The sequence below is a fragment of the Afipia massiliensis genome (genome assembly GCF_001006325.2).
Lineage (GTDB): Bacteria > Pseudomonadota > Alphaproteobacteria > Rhizobiales > Xanthobacteraceae > Afipia > Afipia massiliensis_A.
On record NZ_LBIA02000001.1, the window covers coordinates 2,023,285 to 2,049,951 of the forward strand.

29 protein-coding genes are annotated in these 26,667 nt (G+C 59.3%); 18 read left to right on the plus strand and 11 right to left on the minus strand.

The genetic code is table 11. The features are described 5' to 3' along the window. Positions 1 to 200: 200 nt before the first annotated feature. The 3 genes from YH63_RS09565 to pdhA are packed head-to-tail and all read right to left on the minus strand — an operon-like array spanning position 201 to position 3,398. Positions 201 to 1,304, minus strand: coding sequence for a dihydrolipoamide acetyltransferase family protein (locus YH63_RS09565; protein ID WP_046827804.1), 1,104 nt, complete (start codon positions 1,302 to 1,304; stop codon positions 201 to 203). A 19-nt stretch (positions 1,305 to 1,323) separates the two neighbouring features. Next, positions 1,324 to 2,304, minus strand: coding sequence for an alpha-ketoacid dehydrogenase subunit beta (locus YH63_RS09570; RefSeq protein WP_046827803.1), 981 nt, complete (start codon positions 2,302 to 2,304; stop codon positions 1,324 to 1,326). Further along, complete coding sequence (gene pdhA / locus YH63_RS09575; protein ID WP_046827802.1) at positions 2,304 to 3,398, minus strand: pyruvate dehydrogenase (acetyl-transferring) E1 component subunit alpha; 1,095 nt, start codon at positions 3,396 to 3,398, stop codon at positions 2,304 to 2,306. The genes YH63_RS09570 and pdhA overlap by 1 nt, the downstream gene beginning before the upstream one ends. 490 nt (positions 3,399 to 3,888) lie before the next feature. On the opposite strand from pdhA, the gene YH63_RS09580 reads away from it, so the two are divergent. Then, complete coding sequence (locus tag YH63_RS09580) at positions 3,889 to 4,305, plus strand: phasin family protein (RefSeq protein WP_246658036.1); 417 nt, start codon at positions 3,889 to 3,891, stop codon at positions 4,303 to 4,305. 653 nt (positions 4,306 to 4,958) lie between these two features. Here the strand turns inward: YH63_RS09580 and YH63_RS09585 are convergent. The 5 genes from YH63_RS09585 to YH63_RS09605 form a co-directional block, all read right to left on the minus strand. Further along, a complete protein-coding gene (locus YH63_RS09585; RefSeq protein WP_083992591.1) occupies positions 4,959 to 5,726 on the minus strand; it encodes a Crp/Fnr family transcriptional regulator in 768 nt (255 codons plus the stop codon). 391 nt (positions 5,727 to 6,117) lie between these two features. Beyond that, the gene (locus tag YH63_RS09590; protein WP_137325170.1) at positions 6,118 to 6,498 is read right to left on the minus strand and encodes a hypothetical protein; all 381 of its coding nucleotides are present in this window, start codon (positions 6,496 to 6,498) and stop codon (positions 6,118 to 6,120) included. Between the two features lie 276 nt (positions 6,499 to 6,774). Beyond that, positions 6,775 to 7,245, minus strand: coding sequence for a hypothetical protein (locus YH63_RS09595; RefSeq protein WP_046827800.1), 471 nt, complete (start codon positions 7,243 to 7,245; stop codon positions 6,775 to 6,777). 145 nt (positions 7,246 to 7,390) lie between these two features. Beyond that, on the minus strand, positions 7,391 to 8,404 hold the full coding sequence (locus tag YH63_RS09600) for an AraC family transcriptional regulator (protein ID WP_046827799.1): 1,014 nt from the start codon (positions 8,402 to 8,404) through the stop codon (positions 7,391 to 7,393). Positions 8,405 to 8,583: 179 nt separating this feature from the next. Beyond that, a complete protein-coding gene (locus YH63_RS09605) occupies positions 8,584 to 9,597 on the minus strand; it encodes an AraC family transcriptional regulator (RefSeq protein ID WP_083992590.1) in 1,014 nt (337 codons plus the stop codon). Positions 9,598 to 9,896: 299 nt separating this feature from the next. On the opposite strand from YH63_RS09605, the gene YH63_RS09610 reads away from it, so the two are divergent. From YH63_RS09610 to YH63_RS21605, 8 genes are all read left to right on the plus strand, one after another. Next, positions 9,897 to 10,370, plus strand: a complete 474-nt coding sequence (locus YH63_RS09610; protein WP_170978676.1) for a helix-turn-helix domain-containing protein — start codon at positions 9,897 to 9,899, stop codon at positions 10,368 to 10,370. Positions 10,371 to 10,433: 63 nt separating this feature from the next. Continuing rightward, positions 10,434 to 11,543, plus strand: a complete 1,110-nt coding sequence (locus YH63_RS09615; RefSeq protein ID WP_046827798.1) for an HlyD family secretion protein — start codon at positions 10,434 to 10,436, stop codon at positions 11,541 to 11,543. 198 nt (positions 11,544 to 11,741) lie between these two features. Further along, complete coding sequence (locus tag YH63_RS09620) at positions 11,742 to 12,416, plus strand: hypothetical protein (RefSeq protein WP_246658037.1); 675 nt, start codon at positions 11,742 to 11,744, stop codon at positions 12,414 to 12,416. A 12-nt stretch (positions 12,417 to 12,428) separates the two neighbouring features. Next, positions 12,429 to 13,859: a DUF1254 domain-containing protein gene (locus YH63_RS09625; protein ID WP_046827797.1), complete on the plus strand. Its 1,431-nt coding sequence runs from the start codon at positions 12,429 to 12,431 to the stop codon at positions 13,857 to 13,859. A 59-nt stretch (positions 13,860 to 13,918) separates the two neighbouring features. Continuing rightward, positions 13,919 to 14,626 carry an outer membrane protein gene (locus YH63_RS09630; RefSeq protein ID WP_170978677.1) on the plus strand — a complete coding sequence of 236 codons (708 nt, stop codon included), beginning with the start codon at positions 13,919 to 13,921 and terminating at the stop codon, positions 14,624 to 14,626. 27 nt (positions 14,627 to 14,653) lie between these two features. Continuing rightward, on the plus strand, positions 14,654 to 15,130 hold the full coding sequence (locus tag YH63_RS09635) for a DUF992 domain-containing protein (RefSeq protein ID WP_046827795.1): 477 nt from the start codon (positions 14,654 to 14,656) through the stop codon (positions 15,128 to 15,130). 60 nt (positions 15,131 to 15,190) lie between these two features. Next, positions 15,191 to 15,544: an HdeA/HdeB family chaperone gene (locus YH63_RS09640; RefSeq protein WP_046827794.1), complete on the plus strand. Its 354-nt coding sequence runs from the start codon at positions 15,191 to 15,193 to the stop codon at positions 15,542 to 15,544. A 34-nt stretch (positions 15,545 to 15,578) separates the two neighbouring features. Next, a complete protein-coding gene (locus tag YH63_RS21605; protein WP_170978678.1) occupies positions 15,579 to 15,743 on the plus strand; it encodes a hypothetical protein in 165 nt (54 codons plus the stop codon). Between the two features lie 14 nt (positions 15,744 to 15,757). Here the strand turns inward: YH63_RS21605 and YH63_RS09645 are convergent, their stop codons facing one another. Beyond that, on the minus strand, positions 15,758 to 16,720 hold the full coding sequence (locus YH63_RS09645; protein WP_046827793.1) for a helix-turn-helix domain-containing protein: 963 nt from the start codon (positions 16,718 to 16,720) through the stop codon (positions 15,758 to 15,760). 384 nt (positions 16,721 to 17,104) lie between these two features. On the opposite strand from YH63_RS09645, the gene YH63_RS09650 reads away from it, so the two are divergent. The 8 genes from YH63_RS09650 (at position 17,105) to YH63_RS09685 (ending at position 22,460) form a co-directional block, all read left to right on the plus strand. Then, entirely contained in the window at positions 17,105 to 17,917 is an 813-nt protein-coding gene (locus YH63_RS09650; protein WP_246658038.1) for a DUF2092 domain-containing protein, read from the plus strand. Between the two features lie 59 nt (positions 17,918 to 17,976). Then, positions 17,977 to 18,246, plus strand: a complete 270-nt coding sequence (locus tag YH63_RS09655; RefSeq protein WP_083992708.1) for a hypothetical protein — start codon at positions 17,977 to 17,979, stop codon at positions 18,244 to 18,246. 42 nt (positions 18,247 to 18,288) lie between these two features. Next, on the plus strand, positions 18,289 to 18,546 hold the full coding sequence (locus YH63_RS09660) for a hypothetical protein (protein ID WP_137325171.1): 258 nt from the start codon (positions 18,289 to 18,291) through the stop codon (positions 18,544 to 18,546). 71 nt (positions 18,547 to 18,617) lie between these two features. Then, positions 18,618 to 19,109: a DUF992 domain-containing protein gene (locus YH63_RS09665; protein WP_046827791.1), complete on the plus strand. Its 492-nt coding sequence runs from the start codon at positions 18,618 to 18,620 to the stop codon at positions 19,107 to 19,109. A gap of 32 nt (positions 19,110 to 19,141) precedes the next feature. Next, a complete protein-coding gene (locus YH63_RS09670; protein ID WP_046827790.1) occupies positions 19,142 to 19,498 on the plus strand; it encodes an HdeA/HdeB family chaperone in 357 nt (118 codons plus the stop codon). A gap of 85 nt (positions 19,499 to 19,583) precedes the next feature. Further along, positions 19,584 to 21,152 carry a DUF1254 domain-containing protein gene (locus YH63_RS09675; protein WP_046827789.1) on the plus strand — a complete coding sequence of 523 codons (1,569 nt, stop codon included), beginning with the start codon at positions 19,584 to 19,586 and terminating at the stop codon, positions 21,150 to 21,152. A gap of 122 nt (positions 21,153 to 21,274) precedes the next feature. After that, positions 21,275 to 21,670 carry a hypothetical protein gene (locus YH63_RS09680; RefSeq protein ID WP_046827788.1) on the plus strand — a complete coding sequence of 132 codons (396 nt, stop codon included), beginning with the start codon at positions 21,275 to 21,277 and terminating at the stop codon, positions 21,668 to 21,670. A gap of 148 nt (positions 21,671 to 21,818) precedes the next feature. Then, positions 21,819 to 22,460 carry an alpha/beta hydrolase family protein gene (locus YH63_RS09685; protein WP_046827787.1) on the plus strand — a complete coding sequence of 214 codons (642 nt, stop codon included), beginning with the start codon at positions 21,819 to 21,821 and terminating at the stop codon, positions 22,458 to 22,460. Positions 22,461 to 22,542: 82 nt separating this feature from the next. Here YH63_RS09685 and YH63_RS09690 read toward each other — a convergent pair whose 3' ends face one another. Then, positions 22,543 to 23,481, minus strand: coding sequence for a hypothetical protein (locus YH63_RS09690; RefSeq protein ID WP_046829622.1), 939 nt, complete (start codon positions 23,479 to 23,481; stop codon positions 22,543 to 22,545). A gap of 211 nt (positions 23,482 to 23,692) precedes the next feature. Beyond that, on the minus strand, positions 23,693 to 24,529 hold the full coding sequence (locus YH63_RS09695) for a class I SAM-dependent methyltransferase (protein WP_046827786.1): 837 nt from the start codon (positions 24,527 to 24,529) through the stop codon (positions 23,693 to 23,695). Positions 24,530 to 24,630: 101 nt separating this feature from the next. Here YH63_RS09695 and YH63_RS09700 point away from each other — a divergent pair, with 101 nt between their 5' ends. Continuing rightward, positions 24,631 to 26,667, plus strand: coding sequence for a transcriptional regulator (locus tag YH63_RS09700; RefSeq protein WP_046827785.1), 2,037 nt, complete (start codon positions 24,631 to 24,633; stop codon positions 26,665 to 26,667).

The window sequence follows — 26,667 nt, forward strand, 5'->3', positions numbered from 1 at the left end:
ACGGACGTCTTTGACCGGCATCCATGGCCGCAGCCACATTAGGTTGTCTGCGTGGAACTGAAATCGCTCTAATACACCGCAACTGAACGTCTTCGTAAGCGCGGTTATCTAACGTCAAAGGCAGTTTCGCGTTTGGCTATAATTAGCTCGGCCGACGGACGCGTCGTGTCTTCCTAAGGTTTCACATCCGCGTCGCAGCTCTAGGAAGCCAGCTCAAGATCCGACCTTAGCGCCACCAGAAAGCGAGCGGCCTCGCCGCCTGTCACAACGCGATGATCGAACGTGAGTGACAATGGCAGCATGCGCCGGACCGCCGGTTGGCCGTGATGCGCCACCACCAGCTGGGTAATTCGCCCAGCACCGACGATCGCCACCTGTGGTGGCACGACCACGAGATTGGCGAAGCGGCCGCCGATCATGCCGAAGTTCGACAACGTGATGGTTGCGCCCCGGAGCTCTTCCGGCGGAATTGAGCGCGCGACCGCGTCGGTGCGCAGCCTGTCGAGGCCGGCTCGCAGGTCCCTTGCGTCGCGCTCGGCGACATTGCGCATGACCGGCACGATGAGGCCGCCCTCGGTATCGATCGCGATGCCAATATCGATGCGCTTGACCAGACGCCGCGCGCCCGCGCCGGAATTGTACCAGGCATTGAGCGCGGGCTCCGCCTTGCAGGCTGCCGCAATCGCGCGCATCAGCCGGACACTCGCATCTTCATCCTTTCGCCATTCGTGGATATCGGCGTCGTCGGTGACCGTGGCGGGAACGACTTCGGCATGTGCCGCAGCCATACGCTGGGCCATCGCGCGCCGCATCCCGCGCAAGGTCTCGGCCGGTCCTGCCTCTGCGAGACTTTTCGAGGCCCGCTCGACGTCAGCCCGCGTGATGGTGCCGCCGGATCCTGTGGCCTGTACAGCGTTGAGATCGACGTCGAGCTTTCGTGCGAGGGCGCGCACTGCCGGAAGCACCTGAACCATTCGGCCTGTCGCGGGCGCGGCCGGGATTTTGGTTGATATATCTCGCTTCTCGCTGGTGTCGAGTTGACCGACCACAGTGCCGGTATCCTGCTCCGCGCCCTCGGCAAACTCGACCAAGGGGGCGCCAACTTTCACTAGGTCACCGGTGGCGCCAAACAGGTGCGCGATGCGACCGCTCTGTGGCGATGGCACCTCGACCACGGCCTTGTCGGTCTCGACGGAAACGAGCGGCTGATCCGTAACCACGTGATCCCCTTCGTTCACATGCCATGTCACGATTTCAGCCTCTTCGAGACCCTCGCCAAGATCCGGCAACAAGAACTGTCGCATGGGACGCGTCCCGCATGTCTTAACTGAACTCGTTAGCCTTGCGCGCTGCGGCTACAATACGGCCGACCGACGGCATATAATGCTGCTCAAGCCGCGGCAGCGGCATGACCGTATCGTAACCCGTGACGCGGGTGACGGGGGCGAGAAGGGACGTCAGCCCGCGCTCGGCAATGAGCGCGGCGATTTCGGCGCCGAAGCCGCCGGTACGTGCAGCCTCGTGCACGATCACGCAGCGTCCGGTTTTTGCCACCGAGCCTAGCAGGGTGTCTTCGTCATAGGGCTTGAGAGTCGCAAGGTCGATAACCTCTGCACTGATGCCTTCGGCGTCGAGCGTCTCGGCAGCCGCCAACGTCTCCTTCACCATCGCGCCCCAACTGATCAGGGTCACGTCCCGGCCTTCCCTGAGAACAAAGGCGACATCGAGCGGCAGGGCCTCGCCGTTGTCTTCCACCTCGCCTTTCGCTGCGCGATAGATGCGTGTCGGTTCCAGGAACACAACCGGATCGGGATCGCGAATGGCGGCGAGCAGCAGGCCGTAAGCGCGCTCCGGCGAGGATGGTATGACCACGCGCAGGCCCGGAATATGCGTGAGCATGGCCTCGGTGCTCTCTGAGTGATGCTCGGGAGCGCGAATCCCGCCGCCATGCGGGGTGCGCAGGACCATCGGACAGCTGAGCCGCCCTTGTGTGCGGTTGCGCAGCCGTGAGGCGTGGTTCACTAGCTGATCGATGCAGGGATAGATGAATCCCATGAACTGGATCTCGCCGACCGGCTTCAAGCCTTGTGCCGCCATGCCGACACAGAGCCCACTGATGAGGAGCTCGGCAAGCGGCGTATCGAACACGCGCTCCGATCCGAAACGCTGCTGCAGTCCGACGGTCGCGCGGAAGACGCCGCCGTTGATGCCGACATCTTCGCCGAACACGACGACGGCGGGATCATCCTCCATCGCGCGGGCGAGCGCTAGGTTGACTGCTTCGACCAGGGTTACTTCAGCCATCAGCTGCCCCCTTCGAGTTCGCGGCGCTGTGCGGCATAGGCCTTCGGCAGCTTGGCATAGAGGTGATCGAACATGGTCTCGGGTGCCCGTGGCTCCACAGCCAGATAGCGCTCGACCGCGGCGTCAATGCGCTGCTGGCATTCGGCGGCAAGCCGCTCTTCTTCCGTCTTGCTCCACACATTCTGGCCGGCGAGAAATGATCTCAGCCGCGCGATCGGCTCCTCCTTCCAGCGCGCCTGGACCTCTTCGGTCGGACGGTAACGCGCCGCGTCATCTGCGGTCGTATGATCGCCGAGCCGGTAGGTAACCGCCTCGATAAAGTGGGGGCCTTGTCCATTTCGGGCTGCGTCGATCGCGGCTTCGGCGGCTGCGTGCATGGCCACGACGTCATTGCCATCCACCTGCTCGCCGATGAAACCCGCGGCGATCGCCTTTTGCGCCAGCGTTTCGGATGCGGTCTGCAGCCGCAGCGGCACGGAAATAGCCCACTGATTGTTGGTGACAACGAACACGACCGGCAGCCTGTGCACGCCCGCGAAGTTCATCGCCTCCCAAACGTCGCCCTTCGAGGTTGCACCATCACCGAACAGACATACGGCGACTCGCGGCTCCTTGCGCAGCTTGAAGGCATAGGCGACACCGGCGGCTTGCGGTGCCTGCGATCCGACGGGAATGCAGAACGGGAAATCCTGGACCGGCCCGGAGAAGCGGTTGCCCCGCTCGTCGCCCCCCCAAAACAGCAGGATATCTTCCAGCTTGACGCCGCGCCAGATCAACGCAGCATTGTCGCGATAGGAGGGGAGCAGCACGTCCTCCTCACGCATGGCACTGGCGACGCCAACCGACACAGCCTCCTGGCCAAGCGATGCGGCATAGGTCCCGAGCCGGCCGGTACGTTGCAACGCCACGGCCTTGAGGTCGAAAGCACGGACCAGCACCATTGCCCGATAAAGCGTGACAAGCAGGCGGGTATCGGAGGCGAAGGCAGGGAGTTTCCGGTTGATCGCACCATCCGGCGCGAGATAGTTGCGGTACCGCACCTCGAAACGCGCGATCACCGGGAGTTGTTCGTCTGCGCGCCCGCTTGCGATCATGCTCGTCTCCCGCCTCGAAGACCCTCAGGGGCATTACTTGATGTGCCCATAGTAAAGCCAGCTACAAAACGAGCGACGAAGAAACTATAGATAATGGCAAATGGCGCGCTCGCAATCAGGCAGGCCGGGCCCTGACGTGACTTTTAGACCAAGCATTGTGAGAGGATGAGCTTGCGAACGTATGCCTGCCTCATCGGTCACCACCGCGGATATGCGAGCACCACTTTGGGCGCAGTCGACTAAAAGCCCTGACGGGGACCACTCAGCGCGCCAATGAGAAAATTTCGATGCGAGAGTCGAAAACCGAACGGACGCCTCCGACTTTAGTCACATACCCTGGTCAGGAACAGTCGGACGCAAGTCTGGATGTTGTTGGTTGTAGTTTCGTTTGAAAGGGTGAAGTCCAGTGAATGGTAGCAATATGAAAGTCGAAATGAAAACTAATCCGACAAATGCCAGCATCGATGCCGACGAGAAGCGAGGCTTCGAGATGCCGTTTTTCGAATTATTGAAAAGGGCAATGCCGGGGGTCTTCCTCGGGGTCGCCGAGCAGAGCGCCGGGCGGGTGAAGGTAAACTGCGAGAAGATGAAGGCAGCCTCGGAAGAAATGGCTGACGTTCTCCGAGAGACCTATTCGATCAACGCAAACGGCATGGCGGACTACGGGGCCAAAGTTATCGAGATATCGGGCGCCAACACCGCCTCCGCTTTCGATTTTCTCACCAATCTCATGGGCACGAAGTCGCCGACGGAAATCATGCAGCTTTCGGCTGCTCAAGCACGCAAGAGCTTCGACGTGACATCCGCGCAGAACAAGGAGCTTTGGGACCTCGCTCAGAAAGTCGCGGTCGAGAGTGCCGAGCCGATCAAGAAGAGCGTCGCCAGGGTCCTACAGAAAGTCATCTGAATCAAACTTACACAGAGGTCGCCTGGACGGTTGGAGTGATCTCCATCCGCTGGTGGAAGATGCAGTCCAACCGGCTGGCGACCTAGCATTTACTGAGAAGGAAAATACGAAGAAGAAAACAAGGAGGCCAACGTGGGTATGGTCATGATCAAATGTCCTCAAACGGGACGCGCGATTCCGACGGGCATTAAAGCGGATCGCGAAAGCTTTCGATGCAGTGTGGTATTCGTCGCGCGCACCCATTGCTCAATCTGCCAGACCAATCACGAATGGTTCGCCAAGGAAGCTTGGGTCTACGAGCCAAGTTAGGTCGCGCGGACGATGGGGTCGCCACACGGCACGCCGGAGACGAGGAGGGTATGGCGCTGGCCGAAGTCAGGCAGGACCCCGCTATATGGCTCACCGCGTTACGCAGATGGATTTCGGCGCCGTCGAGTCGCCAGCCGCCGCCTTGGCTTTGCAGATCAAGCGCCCACAGCAGTGTTCGACATCGCGCACCACCGGCAGAAGAGGACAATTCCGATCATCTAGGGCTCGGTCGCGGCCACATCCACCGCGCGCAACCCTCAAGGAACCCTAGCTTTTCGGCAACTCCGCTAATGGTCATTTCGCTCGCCGGCTATTTGCCCTGTGTGCTCGCGTACTGCTGCGCTTCATCCTGCCGCGCCGGGCGTTTCGCGTGCCGGCTCACCGTTGATGCGAGGCTTCGTTGTTTCCTGCGGAAAAATCCGATCAAATTTGCGGCGCATGATCTCGTAGCATTCGCATGCCGCTTCTTCGAGCCGGGGCCTGTCGATCTCAATCAAGCCTCGCCGGTCAGATCGGACAGCACCAGACGCCCGGAGCTTGCGTACAACCAGCGTCACTGTCGTTCGCCGGACCCCGAGCAACTGCGAAAGCGCCTCCTGCGTCAGCGGAATGACGTTGCTATCAATTCGATCGTGGATGTGGAGCAACCATCGGGCCATGCGTGCATCAACAGGGTGCAGCGCATTGCAGGCGGCCAGGTGCTGGAACTGCACCAGCAGCGCCGTCGTGTGGGTCTGGACCGCATGCCTGATGGCGGCACTATGGGTGAAGGCTGTATGAAATCGTGATGCGGGAATCCGCGATGCGATGCCGGCCACGCGTACAACCGCCGTAACGGAAGATCGGGAGGGTCCCAGAACTGACAGGATGCCCGCGGCTCCCTCATGCCCAATGAGGCCGGTTGCTACTGTTTGCCCGCTCGGCATGTCGAGCATGAACGCAATCGCCCCGCTGAGGGGAAAATAGACCTGTTCAATCCGATCTCCCGACTGCAGCAACACCACGTCTTGTTCAAGCGGTACTTTCTGAAGGTGAGGGGCGAGCAAGCGAAAGTCCGCTGGCGGCAGCGCTGCCAACAGTCGATTACCGACGATGACAGAACGATCCATCATGGGAAGCTTCTCCCCTCGACGGAATGCTCGCCCCGCAAAGAATTTTCGGCGCTTCGCTTGGCGCAAATTATTGCGGACAGTTTGCTTCTGAGTACTAGAACGAACCATACCGCATAAAGTTCCGTGATCGAGGTACGACGGCTCGTTATCCGCGACGCTTGCGGCTCATGCCTTAATCATCGGTACTGATCTGCGCCTGTGCTCATCTTCCCAAGGAGGCGCCGATAGTTGTGAGCGCGGTGATCTGTCTCATTGGAGTTCTCTAATCGCGAAAATTTCGAACCTGACGCACGTATCGGACTGGTCCTGACCCCGATTTCGCCGCTACACGGGCAAGCGAAGGGGATGTTCTGCCATTGGCGGATCATTTCGGATTGTGTTGTTATTTCAATTACATAAGAGTTCGTAGTTTTATTCTGACTGGCGCGCCATTTATCAATGATTTCAGGCATTGTAGCTGCTCGCTGTTACCGAGTGTACCACAAGGCTCGACGCCCTTCAGGGCCGCAGCTACTTCGATCAAAGTACTTCGTCGAACAACTCTGATTTGAAAAATCGGTGCTCCGTGTAGTGCTCGGTCAAATCGGTGATCTCGGTTCTTACCTTCTGCTTTTTGCATCGCCCCATTGCTGTTCGGTGGAGTGTCATCCGGGCCGAACAGCATAACGCTGCTGTCTCCTGCCGACGTGAGCCATAGAACGACGGCGAAGCACGGAAGATCGTCGCGCCGAGAACCGATCGGGTCAAACAACTGCAAGGCGGTCTCCGCCATCGGCGGTATCCAACGGTCGACCCGAGCGGACCTGCGATCTCACATAGCCTGCCGGAGGGATCTCCATCGGAAGCTCCGCAATCCGGACTGCCAAGAATTGTTCGAGCGTGTCGCCGACCCTTTTTGCACCGGCTTCAGCCTGGCAAACTGCCTGAGAACGTCGACGGAATCTTTTGCAGAGGGCTATGCTGGCGTGCTCGGCGAAAGGGATTCCGTGGGCGTGCTGGTACGAGCATCCAAATTTGTGTCGCCCCTGACGACTGGGTTCGTGTCGCGCTACGGGTTGCCGATCATCGGTTGCTTTTGCGATGGCCACACCGCTTGAAACATGGCGAACAAGAATGCCGTGGTCAGGCCGAACAGAAGCAGTCCGGCGAGTGATTGAAGGACTCCCATCATCTGCCAGTTGGGCGGCAAGGAAACGTCCCCGGCCTCGAAACCGGTCATCGCACCAAGCGAGTAGAGCATCGCCGACTTGCTGTCCGGGAGTGCGCCCAGAGAAAGATAGGCGAGGGCCCAGGTGACGGCCTCCAGTCCATGCAGAGCGACGATCAGCAGTATGGAAACGCTCATGACTTTGGCGAACTGGATCACAAACCGATGACGTATCTTTTCTTTCCGCACGAGCAGGGTGAATGCGTCAAAGATCAATGCAAGACCGAAGACGTGAATAATAACATTGAACAGGATCAGCGGCAGGCTCCAGGCCCAGTCCGTGCCCCACGGGGTCGCATTCAGAACATCCATATGGCGCCATCAAGCCGTCGGTTCGCAAATGTCAGATCTTAAATTTGCATGCGGCGCCAGGACGAGACCTGACGCTCGGACTCCTATAGCGGACAGACGGTGCCGAAAATTGCCATTATGCGCCAATCGAAAGCGAACGTTCATATTACTGGGACAGCACCAATTGCGATTTCGATTTGCCGCGAAACTCTCTCGGCGTCACCCCGGTAAATCGTCGAAAGGCACGCGTGAAATGGGCAGGGTCGGTGTAGCCTGAGGAAAAAGCGACATCGATGATCTTGGCATCCGTGCCGCGCAGAAGCTTGGAGGCGTTTTCAAACCGGACTCTGTCAAGAAGGTCGGAATAGGAAACGCCTGAGTTTGAAAGTTTTCGTTGAAAGCTTCTGATGCTGATGCCTGCCATTTCTGCGACTTCCGCGACGGTTGGAATTTTATCGTCCAGGTAGGAGGGCAGCATCAATTTGATTGCTGCGACGATTTCGTGGCCGGATGGCCTAGCCTCATCGTCATGTGAGGTTGCCGGGGTCTCGCTTGCGAGGTTGGGGAGATCCAGGATTGATATGGGAACATCGATCCACGAGGCGCTTTGATTTGATATGAAGCGAGTATTCTTCCAGACCGACCGGGTTTCAGGGCTCGGTTCATAGCGGACCCCGAAGGCCATCGTCGCCGGGACCCAGTCGGGGCCAGCAAATTGTCTTACAACATGTATCGACATAATATTCTGAAGCCACTGCTCATTCTCAAGATGCGGCAAGTAGGGCATTTCCGCAGACTTGCAAATCCTCACGCGATCGGCGTCATGCTCCAGCCACGCATTCACATTCGTGTCTTCAAGAGGAACCCATTTACAAAATTGCTGTAAGGCAACAAAGAGCGTCGGCGAAAAGCAGATGACGGCGCGTAGTTTTTCGCTCAGGTGACGGAATTGCAGCCGCCGAGCAGCCTGGAATCCGATATCCGTAATGCCCTGCGATCGCTGTGCTATCTCGGCGAAGCGTAGAGCCAGTTGGTTTGGGATATAGTGATCAGCTTTCTCTTCCAAAGAGCCTGGGAGGCGGAGCTTGCTGAGCAGCGCCTCCGTGGGAGCGCCGATCTCGTCACAAATGTCAACGAAAGGAATGAGAAATTGGCAACGAGTCAAAGGAAGTGCGGGCATTTCTCTGGCTCTCGTGCAGAATTTAAGTTTGGGCGGTTTCCCCGTCGCGAAGTGCGGTTTGCCTGAACTGCCGAAAGCTTATCAGTTCCCAGTTGGCGCGTACTGTAAAATTGTAAATGCTGGGGGGAGGGGTCTGGATTGGCTTGGGAGCCGGCGCTCCCTTAACGCGGGCGTGCATATCACTGGGGCGTCACTAATTGCGACTTCCATTTGCCGCGAAACTCTCTCGGCGTTACCCCGGTAAATCGTCGGAAAGCACGCGTGAAATGGGCAGGGTCGGTGTAGCCGGAGGAAAAAGCGACATCGATGATCTTGGCGTCAGTGCCGCGCAGAAGTTTGGAGGCGTTTTCAAACCGGACTCTGTCAAGAAGGTCGGAATAGGAAACGCCAGCGTTTGAAAGTTTTCGTTGAAAACTTCTGATGCTGATGCCTGCCATTTCTGCGATTTCCGCGACGGTTGGAATTTTATCGTCCAGATAGGAGGGCAACATCAATTTGATTGCTGAGACGATTTCGTGACCGTCTGGCCCAGCCTCATCGTCATGTGAGGCCGGCGTCTCGCTTGCGAGGTTGGGGAGATCCAGCATTGATACGGGAACATCGATCCACGAGGCGCTTTGATTCGACATGAAGCGAGTATTCCCCCAGACCGACCGGGTTTCAGGGCTCGGTTCATAGCGGCCCTCGAAGGCCATCGTCGCCGGAACCCAGTCGGGGCCAGCAAATTGCCTTACGACATGCATCGACATAACATTCTGAAGCCAATGCGAATGCTCAGGATGCGGCACGTTGGATGTCCCCGCGAGTTTGGTGCAAATTCTCACACGATTGTCGTCGCGCTCCAGCCACGCACCCAAGGCCGTGTCTTCAAAAGACGCCCATTTGCACAATTGCTGTAAGGCAACAAAGAGTGTCGGCGAAAAGCGGATTGCGGTGCGCAGTCTTTCGCTCAGGTGACAGAATTGCAGCCGCCGCGCAGCCTGGAATCCTATATCTGTGATGCCCTGCGATCGCTGTGCGGTCTCGGCGAAACGTACAGCCAGCAGGATTGGGATATAGTGATTAGCCTTTTCCTCCAAAGAAACTGGAAGGCGGAGCTTGCTCAACAGCGCTTCCGTTGGAGCGCCGATCTCGTCACAAACATCAGCGAAAGGAATCAGGAACTGGCAACGAATCAAATGAAATGCAGTCATTTTCTGGCTCTTATGCAGAGTATGAGTTTGGGCGATTTTCCCCGTTTCGAAATCGGATTTGGCTGAACTGCCGAAAGCTTATCAGTTCCCAGTTGGCGCGTATTGTAAATTGTAAATGCTGCCTGATGCATTGGGAGGCGGATGGGAAAAGGTCTGGGTGGCCCGGGAGCCGGCGCGCCCCTTAGGGTCTCAGCTTGGCGGCTTATGGCAAGACCACTCATGATTCTCCACTCATGCTCCAGCAAAAGCGGAGGCTAGACGAGGCGTTACGGCGGTCTTCACCACATGTCTTCGGTCCCATGAAGCCTGTTCATGCACCTACCCTGTACTCAGTGCGTGCGGCGATTGCTGCCTCGCTGTATCATGGTGACGCAGCCATTCAACGTACAGCGCTCCAACTGGGGCTGAGCCCGCGCTCGTTGCAGCGCCATCTTGCCGGGATGGGCACCAGCTACAGTGACATGGTCGCGGAAGTGCGCCTCGATACGGCCTGCCACCTGCTGCTTCAATCCAACGAGCGCATATCGGAGATCGCCCTGCGCCTCGGCTATGCGGGAGCGAGCAGCTTCAGCCGTGTTTTCATGCGTTTGACAAAAATACAGCCTGGCATCTATCGGCGGCTGCGAACTGTTCAAGGAAATAACAGGTCCAGGCTCAGGAAAGAGCCGGATGCAGGAAATCAGGACAAGCCGTCACGATTGGCGCGAAATGGCAAGACGCCTTCCTTGCCAAGCGGGAATACCGTTGCAATTCCCCGACAGGGGAAAAAGTAGCGCTTTAACGGCGCTGACGGAAGGGCCTTAGCGTCAGCCTGCCACCCTGCGACAGGACAAACGATGTTCGTCATTCTCGTCAGCTACCTTCTCCTTGTCTGGCTGGTCTTTTCAAAATTCAAATTGATGCGCCTCACCTGGTCGTCCGGAATCGTCGCGGGCCTCGCAGGTATTTTCATTCTCGCCGTCTTCATGGCGATGCTGAATTATCTCACCCCAACCGGGCGCGTTGTAATCGTATCCCGCGTGGTGGAAGTGACGCCCAACGTCAGCGGCGAGGTGGTTGCGATCCCTGTTAAACCGAACGTGCCAGTAAAGGCGGGCGCGGTTTTGTTCGAAATTGACCCGACGCCGTTTCGATACAAGGTTCTTCAACTTGAAGCCGCATTGGTAGCTGCGCAGCATCAGGCTGAAGTGCTGAAGGCGAATTTCGATCAGGCCAGCGCGAATGTAGCGGGTCTCGAAAAGCAGGCTGCGTTTCACGAAAAGAGATTGAATGACATTGCCACCTTGACAAATACCGGAGCCGTCACGGCGTTTCGTGAACAGGATACGCGCGAGCAGCTCGATGCTGCGAATGCCCAGTTGCAGTCCGCAAAGGCGCAACAGCAGAGTGCGAAGGTCTCGTTCGACTCTTCCATCGGCGGTGTCAACACGACCGTGCTGCAGACTCGCGCGCAGCTCGATGATGCGAAATGGGAGCTTGAGCAGACGACTGTCAGGGCGCCGTCGGACGGCTACGCAAGTGTCGTGGCGCTCGCGGTTGGCGCCCGCGCTCTGCAGGCGCGTGCGGCGATGTCCTTTATCGTCGAGTCTGACACCTCCATTATCGGTGTGTTTGCACAGAACGGCTTTCGCACGATCAAGCCCGGCGCGCGGGTGGAGCTTGTTTTAGACAGTGACCCGGGACGCATCTATGAGGCCAGGATCACGGAGATTCCGGAAGGCGTAGGGCAGGGTCAGATCGCGGTATCAGGCACGCTTGCTCGTGTCGGTTCAATCGGCGGCACGAGTGCGTATCCCGCGGTGATTTCGATTCCAGCGAATGCGGACCGCTCAACCTTGCGTCTTGGTACATCGGGCACGGCGACGGTGTTCGCCGAGAACGCGGGACCCATCGGACTGATTGCCCGCATCGTGCTCTGGATCCACTCCTACACCGCCTACCTGTAAGGTTTTGGGAGTGGCGGGTCGCCTACAATTGGCGCGATTTTTTTGACCCTTTTGTCACAACGATTTCAAAGCTTCGCGATCCGGCCGCAAAATTTTGGCGGGTCGTGGCCATTGGCGCGAAATGGCAAGACCTCCGCCCTGATCGTTGTGAAATAGGGGGATGAGAAGCACTCTCGGCGCTCCCGGAAAGGTGAACCAATGACGATACTACGTGCTGCCATTTTCTCCGTTGCAGTTGCTGGTATGGCATGTGTGCCGACAGGCGTTTCCGCTCAATCGGCGGCCGAGTCGAAGCCGCACGTGCCATTGGAGAAATCCATCGGAAAGGCGAAGCCTGAGGTCGTTCCGTCGTTGTTTGTTCTGAACTCCAAGGGAGTCAGTCTGAAGGACGGAAAGCTTGTTCTGGCCGGAATTTCCCCGAATGCAATCGTGTTTGCGGATCGCCCGGTGCGGTCTGCTGGGCATGATCTGACGGCGCGGATCGTTGAGGACTGGGGCAACGGAAGCGACAATTTCGCAAAAGACCCGCCGAACGCAACAGTTTCCGGGTTCAAGAAGGACGGATCGGCTGTTGTCGACGCCGTGGTTGTGCTGAAATCACCGAAGCTCGAAGGCGACAAGCTGACTTTCGATGTTGATGTGCTCGAAGGCGACCTGACGGGGTCCGATGGTCCGGCGTCGGTCTTTATCGATATCATTGGCCGCCCGTTTACGCCGATGTCGTTTGCCGGTGTTGCCCGCAGAACGGCATGGCGCGGCGCTTACTATCGCGGCGCTGCGGTTGCCGGGGCCGCGGCTGTTGGAGCGGCCGCTGTCGCCTATCCTTATTACGCGCCGCGCTGCGGCTACTACCCCTATCCACCTTGCTACTAAGGAGTACGGCAAATGTTGACGAAGCGAGAATTACTTCGCTCCACCGCGGTGATCGCCGCAGGCGCCGCGATTGCCAGGCCCAGCCTTCTGATGGCGCAGGGCTACCCCGGCATCATCGAGGCCAAGGACATCGCCGAAGCCGGATTCATCTACGGCCTGCCGATCGTGATGAACTACGGCATCATGTACGAATACGCCGTCGATCGCGGCTCCGGACAATTCAAGGCGCCGTTCAATCAGATCAAGAACGAGTCCAACGTTTACACCTATAAAGACACCGCCGTCGTTTCGCCGAACAGCGACACGCCTTATTCGGTTGTGTGGATGGACCTGAGAGCGGAACCAATGGTGCTTTCAGTTCCGGCTGTGGACCCAAAGCGCTACTATTCCATCCAGCTTATCGATGGCAACACATACAATTACGGATATATCGGCAGGCGCGCCACTGGGAACGATGCCGGCGACTATATGATTGTCGGGCCGGAGTGGAAGGGAGAAACTCCGGCGGGAGTCAAGAAGGTGTTCCGGTCGAGCACGCAGTTCTCTCTCGCACTCTACCGCACTCAGCTTTTCGATCCGGGCGACATTGGCAACGTGACGAAAGTGCAGGCTGGCTATAAGGCGCAGCCGCTTTCCGCCTATCGGAAGCAGCCGGCGCCAACCGCTTCGCCGGTCGTGAACTTTCCGAAGATCGACAAGGAACTCGTGAAGACGAACTTCTTCGAGTATCTCGATTTCTGCTTGCAGTTCGCGCCGGCGCTGGAGAACGAGAAGGATATTCGCGCGAAGCTTGCGCGCATTGGTGTGGGCGCAGGAAAGACCTTTAACTTCAAGGATCTCCCGCTTGCGCACAAGGCCGAGATTCTCATCGGAATGAAGCAAGGAGAACGAAAGATCGACGAGGCCGTCGACAAGGCGGGCGTGTCGGCCAACGGATGGCGGATCAGTTCTCTCTTTGGCGACGCTGCATCCTTCAATGGCGAATGGCTGAAACGCGCCGCGGGCGCCAAGGCGGGCATCTATGGAAACGATTCTGTGGAAGCGACCTATCCGCTCGGAAAATTCGATTCGGAAGGCAAGCCGCTCGACGGCAGCCAGCACAACTACATGCTGACCTTCCCGGCCGGCCAATTGCCGCCGGTCAACGCCTTCTGGTCGGTGACGATGTACGATGGCAAGACGCAGCTTTTGATCGAGAATCCGATCAACCGCTATCTGATCAATTCGCCGATGCTCCCGACCATGAAGAAGAACGCGGACGGGTCGCTGACGCTCTATATCCAGCACAAGTCGCCGGGGGCGGACAAGGAATCGAACTGGCTGCCGGCGCCGAACGGCCCGATTTACACAGCCATGCGACTTTATTGGCCGAAAACAGAAGCGCCTTCAATTCTACCGGTCGGCAAGGGTACCTGGCAGCCGCCTGGCATCAAACGGGTTTGACGGCACTTGGAGCAATCCCGCTGATGCATTTTGCAGATTACAAGATCGGAGAATCTAACATGAAGAAACTTATCATTGGGGCGGCATTTGCTGCCGTCAGTTCTGTCTGCGCCTTTGCCGCAGACCTTCCCACGCAAGCCTATAAGGGGGCACCCGTGGTGGCCCAAGTCTATAATTGGACCGGCCTTTATGTCGGTGTAAACGGCGGTTACGGCTGGGGCACGCAAGATCCGTTGACGCTCTTCTCTAACAGGTTCGACCGTAGCAGCTTCAATGTCAGTGGCGGGATGTTCGGCGGCACCGTGGGTGCCCAAATCCAGCAGGGATATGTGGTGCTCGGCCTTGAGGGCGATCTTGATTGGGCTAACATCAAGGGCAACGGCATCTCAAATCCGGCTATCGCTGGCATCGGGCAGGGTATTACGCTCAATATCGCATCCAACATCAGCGCCGTTGGAACGGCAAGAGCACGCGTCGGCGTCGCTATGAATAATACGCTGTTCTACGTGACCGGCGGTGCGGCATTTGTGAAATCGAGCGTCAATGGCACCTCAATTGCTGGCGCGCCGTGCGGTACACTCGGTGTGTTCCCGAATTGCGCAGCCTCCGCCTGGCACCCTGGAATCGCTGCAGGCGTGGGCATGGAATATGGCTTCACACCTAACTGGTCCGTGAAGGGTGAATATCTTTACACGCAGGTGATCGGTACAGGCGCAAGCACTGACAAGCTCAACACCTTCCGTGGCGGCATCAATTATCGATTTTGAAATAGAAGATGAGGGCGGGACGTTATTATGAATCCTAAGGCGTTGGCTCTTTGTGCAGCGTTGGTTGCGCTTGCCGGTCCTGCTTCAGCCCAGACGCCGGGATGGACCCAGACGGGTATGCTCACCTGCAAGCTTAACCCGAGCATTGGATTCATTATCGTTGGCCATCAGTCGATGGAGTGCCGCTTTGTGCCATCCATGCCTGCTCCCCCACAACTTTACGAAGGCGCCCTCAACACGGTGGGAATTGATATTGGGGTAGTCGGTGGCGGCGCTTTGGCGTGGGGCGTTCTGGCGCCTACCGCTGGCGTTCCTGCCGGCGCTCTGGCTGGCAACTATGTTGGTGCAAGCGGTGACGTGGCGTTGGGGATTGGTGTCGGGGCAAACGTTCTGGTCGGCGGATCAAATAGAAGCTTCGCGCTGCAGCCACTTTCCGTCGAGGGTTCGGTAGCGCTGAATGTCACGCTGGGCCTGTCAGCGCTTCAACTGCGATGGGTCCCTTGAGCAAAGCGCGTCTGTCGCGGAACACTCAAGCCGAACAAGACGCGAGATAGAGGATTTAGAATGCGGTATCGCTATCTTTTTGCGGTTGCTACGACAATTGCGAGCCCCAGCGCTCTCGCCCAGACGCCGCTTTCGGCCTATGTCGACAGCAACGGCTTCATTGATGTTCAAAAGCTGACATGCGCCCAACTTGCGGGTACTTACCAGGAAGACGCGGACGCCCTGACAGCCTGGTACAGTGGTTGGTACAACGGCTTGGCCAAGAAGCACCACATGGATCTCAGGAAGGGAAAGATAGCGGAGCATGAGGTGATCCAGTACTGCAAGGCAAATCCAGACAAGCTCATCATCGAAGCCATTGCTGTCGTGTTTAAGGACATGCGCGCGACGCTTGGCATCAAGATGAAGCCGTAGGCGCTTCCGTCCGGGATGGAAGGTCGGGGCAGGCGTGGAAACGAAGTTTGCGCCGAACTGGTCCGCGAAGGTTAAATACCTTTACGTCACCGGCGCGGACACGTCTCTCACATCGGTCGACGACAAGACCAAGCTGGATACCGTTGTCGGCTGCCTGAGTTACAAGTTCGATTCGTTCGGCGCAGTTGCCAGCCGCTGAGGCTTCGTCTCTCTCTATTGCCTCGCGCGGGCAAACGTAGTGGATGGCAGTTCTCCGAACCGCTGGCGGTAGGCCGCTGCGAAGCGTCCGAAATGCGTAAAGCCATAATGCGTCGCCACTGCGGTGACGCTGGTCGTTTTGCTGGGATGGAGCAGCGCGCGATGCGCTGCGTTCAGCCGCAACTCGGCGAGGAGGGAGGCCGGTGGCCGGCCGAAAGCCTCGACGCAGCTCAAGTGAAGCGTCCGCTCTCTGGCGCTGACTGCGACGCACAGATCCGTAATGCTGGGTGGATCGTCCAGTCGTTCCTTCAATATTTGGAGGACCTCCCGCGCAATCCGCGCGCGGCTGTGCAACGGTTCGATAACTTCAGCCGACGGGATCATGTCGAGAATAACGTCGAAGATCTTCGATTCGACCGCTGAAAGACCGCGTTGACCAAAATCACATGGTTGCGCCGTCAGCGTTTGCAGCAACCGGTGCAACTCACCTGCACGCAGGGTCATCTCGGCAACAGACACCTGCCAGCGTGGCGAAGGAAGATCGACGTCAAAGGTGTCGCTCCCCCGCCGCGCCTGAACCCATCGATCGATCAGCGGAGTGGGCAGCACCACGACCATGACGTCAGCCAATCCGGTGGAGGTGAAGCCGACATCATCGCGCGATGTCGCCGCCAGAAGTTCGCCGGGATGTACGGGTCGGCGCCTGATGTGCAGGGAGCCTTCCGAAACAAGCGGAAGGCCGAACATCCACGTGCCGGGCGGGGCGGCTCCTCGCTGCAACACGCCGGGCGACCAGACGACACGTCCCAATTGCATGCGATCCAGCATGAGCTGGCTTAGATGACCCTGAAAGCGACCGCGTCCGATCTGCTCGTATTCCAGATCCCAAGCCAGTGGGCTCGCCGCCATGGCATCGATGTTGTCGAAGTGGCCTTCGACGAACTGAAGTCGTGACGATGATTCATCAAGCGTCGTCATAAGTGGTCCACCCCGTGCAACCCCGGCAGCCTAGCATGAGGTTTTGCAGAAAGCGGATAGTCCGGGCGGGATTTTGCAGAATCTGGATAGTCCTTTCAGCCTTCGTGAGATGTCGTGTGGATTGCAGGTGACCCGCTCCGCTACGGAGAAAGAAGGTCACCACTAATGACCCATTGCACCGGGGATGGCGCGCCGTGACAGCGACACCTGTTCGACATCGAAATCACGTAGCAAAGCCGCACAGACTCGGCCGCGGCTGCGATGTTAGGCTGCGCCCCGTCGGCGTAAGCGTTTTAACCGCTTTCCATTGCCTCAACGTCAGGTGAGGTCTCAATGAGCCGGGTTTGTGGGTTTAGACCGTTTCAATAACCGAAGGAGAGAGCGATGAAGCGAATGAAAGAGGCCGCGAGGGGAGCAGCGAATTGTGCGCTGCGGCGGCCGGGGATCGTGGCAGGCGCGCTGCTGGTTATGTTGTCGATATCTTCAGCCGGTGCCCAGGGCAACGACGCCGACAAGCTGCTCAAGGCGATGTCCGACTATGTGGCCAGTCAAAAGGCGATTTCGGTCACATTCGATTCCGATGTCGAAGTGATCACGTCCAACTTGCAGAAAATCCAGTTCACCAGCTCAGGCCAGGTCCAGTTGAGCCGGCCGGACAAGCTGCGCGCCACGCGCACGGGCGGGTACCGGGACATCGAGATCGTGTTCGATGGCAAGACGTTCAGCATCAACAACAAGGACAACAAGGAATACACGCAGGTCGACGCGCCGGGTACGGCTGATCAGCTGATCGACGTGCTGCGTGAAAGGCATGGGGTTACGGCGCCGGGCGCCGATCTTCTGCTGTCGAATGTCTTCGACGTCATGATGGCGGATGTCATCGACGGCGCTGTGATCGGCAAGGGCGTCATCGATGGCGTCGAGTGCGATCATCTGGCGTTCCGCAATGTCGATACCGACTGGCAGATCTGGATCGAGTCGGGAGCCCGGCCGATCCCGCGCAAGTATGTGATCACCAGCAAGGCGGTCGCCGAAGCGCCGCAATACACCCTGCGCATCAAGGATTGGAAGAACGATGTGCCGGCCGACGCATTCGTGTTCAAGCCCGATCAGTCAGCCAAGAAGATCGCAATCAACGAACTTTCGGACATCGACGAAGTGCCGCAGGGCATCACGCAGGCAGGAGCAAGGAAATGACGCGCGCATCAACAACTCTCATTCGTCTCTCCGTTGCGACCATTCTCGGCGGTGCCGCCATGCTCTGGAGCGGACATTCGCCGCTGACTACGCAGGCGTCGCTCGTATCATCAGCTGATGCGAGGATCGGCCGCCCGCTGACGCCAATGAGTTACGCCGGGGTCGCGCGACGCACGACACGCCGCGCCGTGGTGGGTGGTGCAGTGGCGGCGGGAGCCGTCGCGGCAGGAACTTATTATGCGGCGCCGGTCGTCGTCGCGCCTGCGGTCGTACCCAGATGCGCTCAGGTGGTGGATGCCTATGGACGGATCGCCACCGTTTGCCGGTGAGTCCGTCGGAAAATCAAACAGGACACAACTGGAGGAGGCAAGATGAAGCTCTCGATAGCACTGTCGGCGCTGCTGACAGCTGGCTTTGTGATGGCCAGCAGTGAGCAGGCCAGCGCCGTGGTCTACTGCCAATACGTTGCGTATCCGGTTGGATGCGTCGTAAGGCCAGGCGTCGTGCTGCGGCCGCGGCCGGTCGCGCGAGCGGTGGTGACCCCCGGCGTCGGTGCGCCGGGAGTGGGCGTACGGCCAGGAACGCCGATGAATCGTGGCGGCCCTGTCAATCGCGTTGGCAGGCGCTGAACGCTGCTTCGGAGTGCGGCGGCGCCGCACTCCGTCATCTCATCAGTCATTTCGAAGCGTTGGAGATATTCATGTCCCAGAGAACGCGCCTAGCCGCTTGCCTTCTGTTTGCTTCGACCGTTGTGGCCTTGAGCGCTGCGATACCGGCCTCGGCGCAAAGCCACTCGATCCGTCAGGGCGTGCTGACCTGCCGCACATCCGCGAGCGTCGGACTGGTCGTCGGCTCGCGTCAGCGACTGCGTTGCCAGTTTAGATCGGCAAGCGGACGAATCCAGAATTACACCGGCACGATTGGCCGCCTCGGTCTGGATCTCGGCATCACGGCAGGTGGCGTGATGACCTGGGCCGTCCTGGCGTCCACGGCCAACATTCCCACGGGCGCGCTTGCAGGGGAATTTGTCGGCGCAAGCGGTGACATCTCTGTCGGTTTGGGCGTCGGTGCGAATGTGCTTGTCGGCGGCACACGCAAATCCGTCTCGCTGCAGCCGCTGTCCATAGAGGGGCAGGTCGGCGCCAACCTCGCACTCGGCGTTGCACGAATGAGACTCACGCCGGTCACCTGAATATTCAATCACATTAAAATGGGAGTTATTTTATGATCAAGAAAACACTGGTTCTGTCTTCGGCAATTGTCGCGCTCGCAACGCCTGTCTACGCGCAGGTTGAACTGAAAACCTATGCTGATCGCAACGGTTTCATCGACGTCCAGAAGCTGACCTGCGCCCAGCTGGCAAACACGTTTCAGGAAGACGCCGACCATCTGACCACCTGGTATAGCGGCTGGTACAACGGCCTCGCCAAGAAGCACATGATGAATGTCGGCCGGGCGAAAGCGCTGGAGCACGAACTTATCGTTCATTGCAAGGCGAATCCGGGCAAGAAAATCATCGAAGCCATCGACGTGGTTTTCAAGGTGTACAGAGCCGAGAACAACATCAAGCTCAAGCAGTAACTTTGCTCGGACTCAGAAGCCCGGGCACCTGGAAGTGCCGACACCAGTGAAGTCTGGCGACTACCCTTAGTGGAAGGACATGGTCATGGAAATCATCTGCAAGAAGCTGCTCGCCGCAGCCGCGATATCGAGCGCGCTGAGCCTCACCTGCGCATATGCGCAAGTCCCGAAGCCGGGCGAAAATCCCACGCCGGGATTCAACAACAAGATTCCCGACAAGATTCTTACGCCGGACAAGATTGAGACGCGGATCGGAACGCTCAATTTCGTCGATGGTGTGCCGACGGTCGAGACGTCACAGAAGGTGTACGATCATCTCGATTTTCTCCGCGGCGTCGAAGTCTTCCTCAATTTCATCCCGGCCGCTTCCGTCGAAGCCATCCGCTTGGGCAATGCCGAGTTGGGCGCAGTCAAAAGCAACCAGGGAATCATTTTCGACCAGTTGCTCGATTCCAGTCCTCTCCTGCTCACCGGAAACACCGACACCGTCTACTGCCTTGTGACGCTGGACCTTAAGGCCGACGGGCCGACCGTTGTCGAGGTGCCGCCGGGCACCGGCCCGGGCACGGTCGACGATGCGTTCTTTCGCTTCGTCGTTGACATGGGTGCTCCGGGTCCGGACCGGGGCCAAGGCGGAAAATATCTGATTGTTCCTTCCAGCTATAAGGGTGAGCTACCAAAGGACAAGAAGGATGGCGGCGATTACTTCATCGCGCACTCTCCGTCGAACGTGAACTTGCTGGTGTTGCGCGGCTTCCTCGTGGACGGCAAGCCAGATGCGGCGTCGAAACTGTTCCGCGAGGGATTGAAGGTTTACTCGCTGAGCAAGGCGAGCAATCCACCGAAGATGGAGTTCTTCAATGCGTCGAAGGTGCCTTACAACACCGTTCATGCTAATAATTTCGAATTCTTTCAGGAAGTCGACCACGTCATTCAGAATGAGCCGATGGAGCTGTTCGATCCCGAGCTTCGCGGAATCGCGGCTTCCATCGGCATCCGCAAGGGTCAGAAATTTGCCCCCGATGCGCGCATGAAGGCGACACTGACCGAATCCGTCGCCGTGGCAAACGCCACCGCGCGGTCGATCGGATTCCGCAATCGCGATCCGCGCTCGGCTATTTATCCGAACAGCCAGTGGAAGAGCGGTTTCGTTGGCAGCGATTACCGCTGGATGGATATCGACGGCGTATCCGGGCGCAATCACGATGCACGGACAAATTTCTTCTATCTTGCGACCGTCAATACGCCGGCGATGGCTGCCAAGATTATCGGCCGCGGCTCGCAGTATGCGATGACCTACGTCGATGCCGCAGGCAACCCGTTCGACGGGGCGAAGACCTACAAGGTGAATATCCCGAAGAATGTGCCAGCGCAGGACTTCTGGTCGGTGGTACTCTACGATCCGCAGACGCGCTCCGAGTTGCAGACTTCGCAGCCATTCCCGAGCAAGAATAACAAGCGTGATAAGATGGCGGTGAATGCCGACGGCTCCGTCGATCTTTATTTCAGCCCGAAGGCGCCCGCGGGCAAGGAAGCGAACTGGATTGCTTCGGTTCCTGGCAAAAGCTGGTTCACGATCTTCCGTCTTTACGGCCCTCTTGAGCCGTGGTTCGACAAGACCTGGCGACCCGGCGAAATCGAAGAGGTGAAGTAGTTCCGATATGAGAAGGGCTGCACCAAGTGGTAGCCCTTGCCTTAACGGAACGGGTTTTGCGATTTCATTGGTCGCGACGATCGTGATCGTACTGAAAATTCAATGGCACGGGAGGACCAGCGATGAAGGTCGTGTATTATCTGACCTACGTGATGGCTTTCGTCTTTCTCGTCGGGGAAACCGCGCGTCGGGGCATTGGTTATTTGTCAGTCAATGCGACCACGATGATCGAGGATTATCTGTGCGGAGCCTTGATGCTGTGGGCCGCCTGGGTCTGGTCCAGAGGATATGATTCAGCAGCCAGGATCATGGCCGTTGCGTGGGCCTACGCGACAGGCGGCATGTTCGTTCCGTTCGCCGCTCATCTTGAGGCATGGCTTCGAAATGAAACATTTCGCCCGGATCATCCGCATACGGATGTTGGATCTATAATTCTGAAGGGCGCGATCTGGGTGGTTTGTCTCGCGTGCCTCATCGTTACCTTGAGAAGCCAGCAGGGTAAAAAATCAACCGCCTAGACGGCGGCAGAGTTACGGATGCAGGTGGTTGAGGGCATCGCGCGCCATCGCTCTACTGGGATTGGGTGCGCGGGTCGGGACGTGGTAACCTCCCTTGCCGGTGATCCGATCTGCAGCAATTCCCATCTTCTTCCCCGAACGGTGTTTGATGACAACGAGATTTCTATTCGACGGACCCGAAGACGCCGGGACGACGATTCTTCTGGCGCATGGTGCCGGCGGGGCGATGGATTCCGTGTCGATGACAGCGAGTGCGAAAGCGCTTGCGGAAGCCGGTTTCCGCGTCGCTCGCTTCGAGTTTGACTACATGGCCGCGCGCCGGATATCGGCCTCCCGAAAGCCGCCGCCGCGTGCGGACCGGCTGAACCCGGAATACATCGCCGCGATTGATGCGCTGAACCTCAAAGGGCCGCTCATCATCGGCGGAAAATCGATGGGCGGGCGCGTCGCGAGCATGGTCGCCGACGAGTTGTATGCATCCCGGCGAATCGCGGGGCTTCTCTGTCTTGGCTATCCTTTCCATCCGCCGGAGAAGCCCAAGCAGTTGCGCACCGAGCATCTTGCAGAACTCGAAACGCCAACGCTCATCGTGCAAGGGACACGAGATGTGTTTGGCTCGAGGGAAGAGGTTTCATCGTACGCGCTGTCGAAGGCGATTGAAATTCTCTGGCTGGAGGATGGCGATCACGATCTCAAGCCGCGGAAAAGCATATCCGGGTTCTCGGCGGCTGATCATTTGAAGACAGTTGGAGAGGCCGTCTCATCCTGGGCCGACAGGATCGTTCGCTAGGCGCGATCTGCGGAGATTGCGGCGCATACTTCAACGGTGCCGACCTGGCACCGTTGACCGATCAGGGATGTATTACCCGCGATTATCGCAGTGGCATTGGCGGCCGTGGAACGCTCGTGTCGCCGGGCGGGGGCGGAAGCTGCGAGGGCGCAGATTGTTGTGGTGGTGCCGGCGGGATGTAGGCTTCGCGCTGAGGATAGCTTTGCGGGTAGCTCTGCCCTTGCGGATAGGCTTGGGTTGAAGCGGGCTGGACGCTACGCGTAGCAGGAGCGGGAGCCGGCGCGGATGTTGACGCCCGCTGTGGTCGCGGTGCTGCGGCCGGCTTCGCGGCAGGCTTGCGGCGCACTTCATGCTCTGCGGCTTTCGCGACATCACGGCTCAGTTGCTGCTGGCCGGCCTGCAGTTGCTCGACCGTTTGCTTCAACGACGCGATTTCGCGCGCCATGGTTTCAATCGACTGCGCAAGTTCTGGTGTCAGCGCCGCCGGGGTTGGAGGAGTCTCCGCCGCCGGCGTGGAAGCCGCTGTTGCAGGCTCTGCGGGTGTCGGTGCCGCTGCGGCGGTGTCTTGCGAGGGCGCCGATTCGGCAGCCGGTTCAGATGCCGTGATCTGAGAGGTTGTGTCCTGTGACTCGGCGGCGTCGGCGCTTTGCGTCGGAGCGGTCGTGCCTGCGAGAAGCTGCGGCACGAGGTGAGAAAGCCGCTGCTTTGCTTCGTCACCGTAGGAATGCCAGGCCGCAGCTGCGGCAATGCCTGCGCAGACGATCAGTCCCACGACACCGCGAGCGAGCTTCCCGCGTGGCGCCGGATTGAGGATGTCGCCGACGTTATCGTTCAGCGGCGCGGTGTGGAGCGGCGGCTCACTGGCCGGTTCCGGCGATGGCGCAGGCGTGACGTTGACCTCAGACGGGGCATGGACTTTGGACGGATCATGCACGATGCGCGGCGCCAGCTCGCGGAGCTGTGCCACAATGGCGTCGTGCGGATCGGCGTGCGGGTCTACGTGTTGCAATTCGAGTTGCATTGACGCTCCGTGATTGTGCGAGGTGCGATGCGCGGCGGGCATCCGGCCATCTGCCAGCAACAGGAGGCATCGCGCTTTGACCATAGCAAGGCGGTACGATGAAAAGTCTGAGGCAGGGGAACCGAGGTGGCAGAATCGTGCGGTGACGCTCACCGCGCGACTCTTTTGAGGCCTTATCGTGATCTTCGATCAAACGGGATGCTGGCTCGCTTCAGCGCCGCGTGCAGACGATCTCCAGATACTCGCTGGGAATAATGACGGCGTCATCGCCTGAGCGGTTGAAATGGCTGAGCAGCGCCCTGATGTCGCTTTCGAGCGCCGATTGAGCGGCGGGTTCGAGCGCAGCGAACGCCTTGAGCACAGGTCCGTAGTAGCCTTTGAAGATCTCTAGCCAATGGTCCGTCGAACGGTAGCGAAACACGAAATGACGTTGTGCCACCTTGATGGATGAGGCGTTAGCCGAAAACATCTCGTCGATACGTGCGCGGGTGCCCCAGAGCGCCGGTGACTTCACGCCGGGAGGCGGCGGCAGGTGTTTGCCGATGGTCTTGAAAAGCTGGCCGATGAAGCCTTCCGGCGTCCAGTTGGCGAGACCGATCTTGCCGCCGGACTTGCAGGCGCGGATGAGTTCGCCCGCGGCGCGGTCGTGATCCGGCGTGAACATCACGCCAAAGGTCGAGACCACCGCGTCGAAACTCTTGTCCGGAAACGGCAGCGCCTCGGCATCGGCCTCACGAAAGGTGATGTTGAGCCGCTCGGCGTGAGCGCGTTCCTGGCCACGTTCGAGCAGGGCCGGCACATAATCGGTGGAGGTGACGTCACACCAGCGGCGCGCGGCAGCAAGCGTGACGTTGCCGTTCCCGGCAGCGACGTCGAGCACGCGCTGGCCAGCACGGAGGTCTAGTGCTTCGCACAGCTCCTCGCCGACGATTTGAAGGGTGGTGCCGACCACGGCGTAATCGCCGGACGACCAGGCGCCTTGCTGGCGGGCCTTGACCGCCGTAAAGTCAACGGGAACTTTGCTGATGGTATTGGTGGTATCGAGCATGGTTCTTCTCCGTTCGGATGTGTTGTCTCGCCTGCGCGAGTAGGGCTGGATCGGGCGCCATAAAGCGCCATTGCCATCGATCCCAGCCGTAACGGCCACACATGGAGACGAGCGTGGTACGCGGCGTGGAAATGCGCGTGGAATCGGATCGGTCCGGCGGCCCGGCCTTGCATGTGCAATTGCTCGGACCACTGGCGATTGAGCGGGGCGGCGCCCCGGTGGCGCTGCCGACGTCGCGCAAGGTGCGGGCGCTGTTGGCTTATCTCGCGCTCGCGCCACGCGCGGTGCCGCGAAGCCAGCTTTGCGAACTTCTCTGGGATGTTCCGAACGATCCGCGCGGAGAGCTGCGCTGGTGCCTCAGCAAGCTGAGGTTTGTGGTCGATACGCCCGACCGGCAACGGGTTGAAACCCAGGAAGATACCGTCGCGCTCGATCTGGCCGATTGCTCTGTCGATGCCATCGAGGTCGCGCGCGCAACCCAGCAGGGCATCCAGCAATTGTCGCCCGAACGGCTGCGAGCGCTGGCCTCGCTGTACGTCGGAGAATTTCTCGAAGGCTTCGAGATCGATCGTAATCCGGATTTCAATGCATGGCTTACAGCACAGCGCCGCCAGTTTCGCGGCCGCCACGCAGCCCTGCTGGAGCGCCTTGCCGGAGCAGAGACCGGCGACGACATCTTCGGCTATCTGGAAAAGTGGCTGGCGCTTGCGCCATTCGATCTGCGCGTCCACGAAATGCTGCTGGATGCATTCGCGCGTCGCGGCAGGCTGCGCGAAGGTGACGAGCATTTGTTGTCAACCGCACGGATGTTCGAGGCCGATGGTCTCGATCACGGGCCAGTGCGCGAGATGTGGCGGGCAGCGAAAGCGCGGGGCGACGGTGCGAAGGTTCGCGCGGCCGATCTTTCGCCGGGGCTCGCATTGACGCCGCCGGATGCGGACAGCGCGATTGCGTCACCGCGCCGTGCCTCCATTGCGGTGATGCCGTTTGTCGACCGCAACGCTGCGTGGCCCGCGCAGGGTGGCGCGGCCGGAGGCCTCGCGCACGATCTGATCACGAGGCTCGCCAAGCTGCGCAGCCTCTTTATCATCGCGCAGGGCACTGTGTTCGCACTCAGCGAGCGGCACGTTGGTCCGGAAGAAGCAGGTCGAATGCTGAACGTGGACTATGTGGTCAGCGGCTCGCTGCAGCGCCAGGGCACGCGCATGACCGTCGCGGTCGAACTCGCCGAGACGCGCTCCGCGCGCATTGTCTGGACCGAGGTTTTCGACCAGAGGATCAGCGATTCATTTCTCGTGCTCGATGAAATCGGCAACAGGATCGTGGCATCCATTGCCCATGAGATCGAAACGATCGAGCGCAACCGGGCGATGTTGAAGCCGCCGAACTCGCTGGATGCGTGGGAAGCCTATCATCGAGGGCTGTGGCATGTTTACCGGTTCAACAAGGCCGACAACGAGCGCGCCCGGGAGTTTTTCGAGATGGCGGTGCAGCGCGACCCCACCTTCGCACGGGCCTATGGCGGGCTGTCCTTCGCGCATTTCCAGAGCGCGTTTCAGGGCTGGGCCCCGCGCGAGCCGGAAGTCGACCGGGCCTTCGACACCGCAGGACAGAGCCTGATGGCCGACGATCGCGACCCGGGCGCGCATTGGGCCATGGGCCGGGCGCTCTGGCTGCGCGGACAGCAGGACCAGTCCCTGATCGAACTGGAGCAGGCAATCGACCTCAGTCCGAATTTTGCGCTTGGGCATTACACGCTGGCTTTTGTCCATTCGCAGGGCGGCGATCCGCAGGCGGCCGTCAAATTTTCCGACCACTCGCGTCACCTCAGTCCGTTCGATCCGTTGCTGTTCGGCATGCTCGGCGCGCGTGCGATGGCACTGGTGCGCCTCAGGCAATTTGATGAAGCGGCCGACTGGGGTTTGAAGGCAGCCGCGCGGCCGAACGCGCATGCGCACATCCTGGCGATTGCCGCCTATTGCCTGGCGCTGGCGGGCCGGCTTGAGGAGGGACGCGCGCAGATGGTCGCGATCCGCAAGCGGCTTCCGGGCTATTGCGTCGACGATTTTCTCACTGCGATGCAGTTCGCACCGGAAGGCGCTGTGCTGTTTCGCGAAGGCGCAAGGCGCATCGGATAA

Excerpts from the sequence above, each read along its gene's own strand:
- YH63_RS09565 (WP_046827804.1), bottom strand. The coding sequence starts at position 1,304 with ATGCGACAGTTCTTGTTGCCGGATCTTGGCGAGGGTCTCGAAGAGGCT.
- YH63_RS09650 (WP_246658038.1), top strand. The coding sequence starts at position 17,105 with ATGAAGCGAATGAAAGAGGCCGCGAGGGGAGCAGCGAATTGTGCGCTG.
- YH63_RS09600 (WP_046827799.1), bottom strand. The coding sequence starts at position 8,404 with ATGCCCGCACTTCCTTTGACTCGTTGCCAATTTCTCATTCCTTTCGTT.
- YH63_RS09685 (WP_046827787.1), top strand. The coding sequence starts at position 21,819 with ATGACAACGAGATTTCTATTCGACGGACCCGAAGACGCCGGGACGACG.
- YH63_RS09700 (WP_046827785.1), top strand. The coding sequence starts at position 24,631 with ATGGAGACGAGCGTGGTACGCGGCGTGGAAATGCGCGTGGAATCGGAT.
- YH63_RS09585 (WP_083992591.1), bottom strand. The coding sequence starts at position 5,726 with ATGATGGATCGTTCTGTCATCGTCGGTAATCGACTGTTGGCAGCGCTG.
- YH63_RS09680 (WP_046827788.1), top strand. The coding sequence starts at position 21,275 with ATGAAGGTCGTGTATTATCTGACCTACGTGATGGCTTTCGTCTTTCTC.
- YH63_RS09590 (WP_137325170.1), bottom strand. The coding sequence starts at position 6,498 with ATGGCGGAGACCGCCTTGCAGTTGTTTGACCCGATCGGTTCTCGGCGC.
- YH63_RS09635 (WP_046827795.1), top strand. The coding sequence starts at position 14,654 with ATGAATCCTAAGGCGTTGGCTCTTTGTGCAGCGTTGGTTGCGCTTGCC.
- pdhA (WP_046827802.1), bottom strand. The coding sequence starts at position 3,398 with ATGATCGCAAGCGGGCGCGCAGACGAACAACTCCCGGTGATCGCGCGT.
- YH63_RS09670 (WP_046827790.1), top strand. The coding sequence starts at position 19,142 with ATGATCAAGAAAACACTGGTTCTGTCTTCGGCAATTGTCGCGCTCGCA.
- YH63_RS09620 (WP_246658037.1), top strand. The coding sequence starts at position 11,742 with ATGACGATACTACGTGCTGCCATTTTCTCCGTTGCAGTTGCTGGTATG.
- YH63_RS09610 (WP_170978676.1), top strand. The coding sequence starts at position 9,897 with ATGAAGCCTGTTCATGCACCTACCCTGTACTCAGTGCGTGCGGCGATT.
- YH63_RS09660 (WP_137325171.1), top strand. The coding sequence starts at position 18,289 with ATGAAGCTCTCGATAGCACTGTCGGCGCTGCTGACAGCTGGCTTTGTG.
- YH63_RS09675 (WP_046827789.1), top strand. The coding sequence starts at position 19,584 with ATGGAAATCATCTGCAAGAAGCTGCTCGCCGCAGCCGCGATATCGAGC.
- YH63_RS09605 (WP_083992590.1), bottom strand. The coding sequence starts at position 9,597 with ATGACTGCATTTCATTTGATTCGTTGCCAGTTCCTGATTCCTTTCGCT.
- YH63_RS09645 (WP_046827793.1), bottom strand. The coding sequence starts at position 16,720 with ATGACGACGCTTGATGAATCATCGTCACGACTTCAGTTCGTCGAAGGC.
- YH63_RS09695 (WP_046827786.1), bottom strand. The coding sequence starts at position 24,529 with ATGCTCGATACCACCAATACCATCAGCAAAGTTCCCGTTGACTTTACG.
- YH63_RS09615 (WP_046827798.1), top strand. The coding sequence starts at position 10,434 with ATGTTCGTCATTCTCGTCAGCTACCTTCTCCTTGTCTGGCTGGTCTTT.
- YH63_RS09630 (WP_170978677.1), top strand. The coding sequence starts at position 13,919 with ATGAAGAAACTTATCATTGGGGCGGCATTTGCTGCCGTCAGTTCTGTC.
- YH63_RS09595 (WP_046827800.1), bottom strand. The coding sequence starts at position 7,245 with ATGGATGTTCTGAATGCGACCCCGTGGGGCACGGACTGGGCCTGGAGC.
- YH63_RS09625 (WP_046827797.1), top strand. The coding sequence starts at position 12,429 with ATGTTGACGAAGCGAGAATTACTTCGCTCCACCGCGGTGATCGCCGCA.
- YH63_RS09655 (WP_083992708.1), top strand. The coding sequence starts at position 17,977 with ATGCTCTGGAGCGGACATTCGCCGCTGACTACGCAGGCGTCGCTCGTA.
- YH63_RS09665 (WP_046827791.1), top strand. The coding sequence starts at position 18,618 with ATGTCCCAGAGAACGCGCCTAGCCGCTTGCCTTCTGTTTGCTTCGACC.
- YH63_RS09580 (WP_246658036.1), top strand. The coding sequence starts at position 3,889 with ATGCCGTTTTTCGAATTATTGAAAAGGGCAATGCCGGGGGTCTTCCTC.
- YH63_RS09690 (WP_046829622.1), bottom strand. The coding sequence starts at position 23,481 with ATGCAACTCGAATTGCAACACGTAGACCCGCACGCCGATCCGCACGAC.
- YH63_RS09570 (WP_046827803.1), bottom strand. The coding sequence starts at position 2,304 with ATGGCTGAAGTAACCCTGGTCGAAGCAGTCAACCTAGCGCTCGCCCGC.
- YH63_RS09640 (WP_046827794.1), top strand. The coding sequence starts at position 15,191 with ATGCGGTATCGCTATCTTTTTGCGGTTGCTACGACAATTGCGAGCCCC.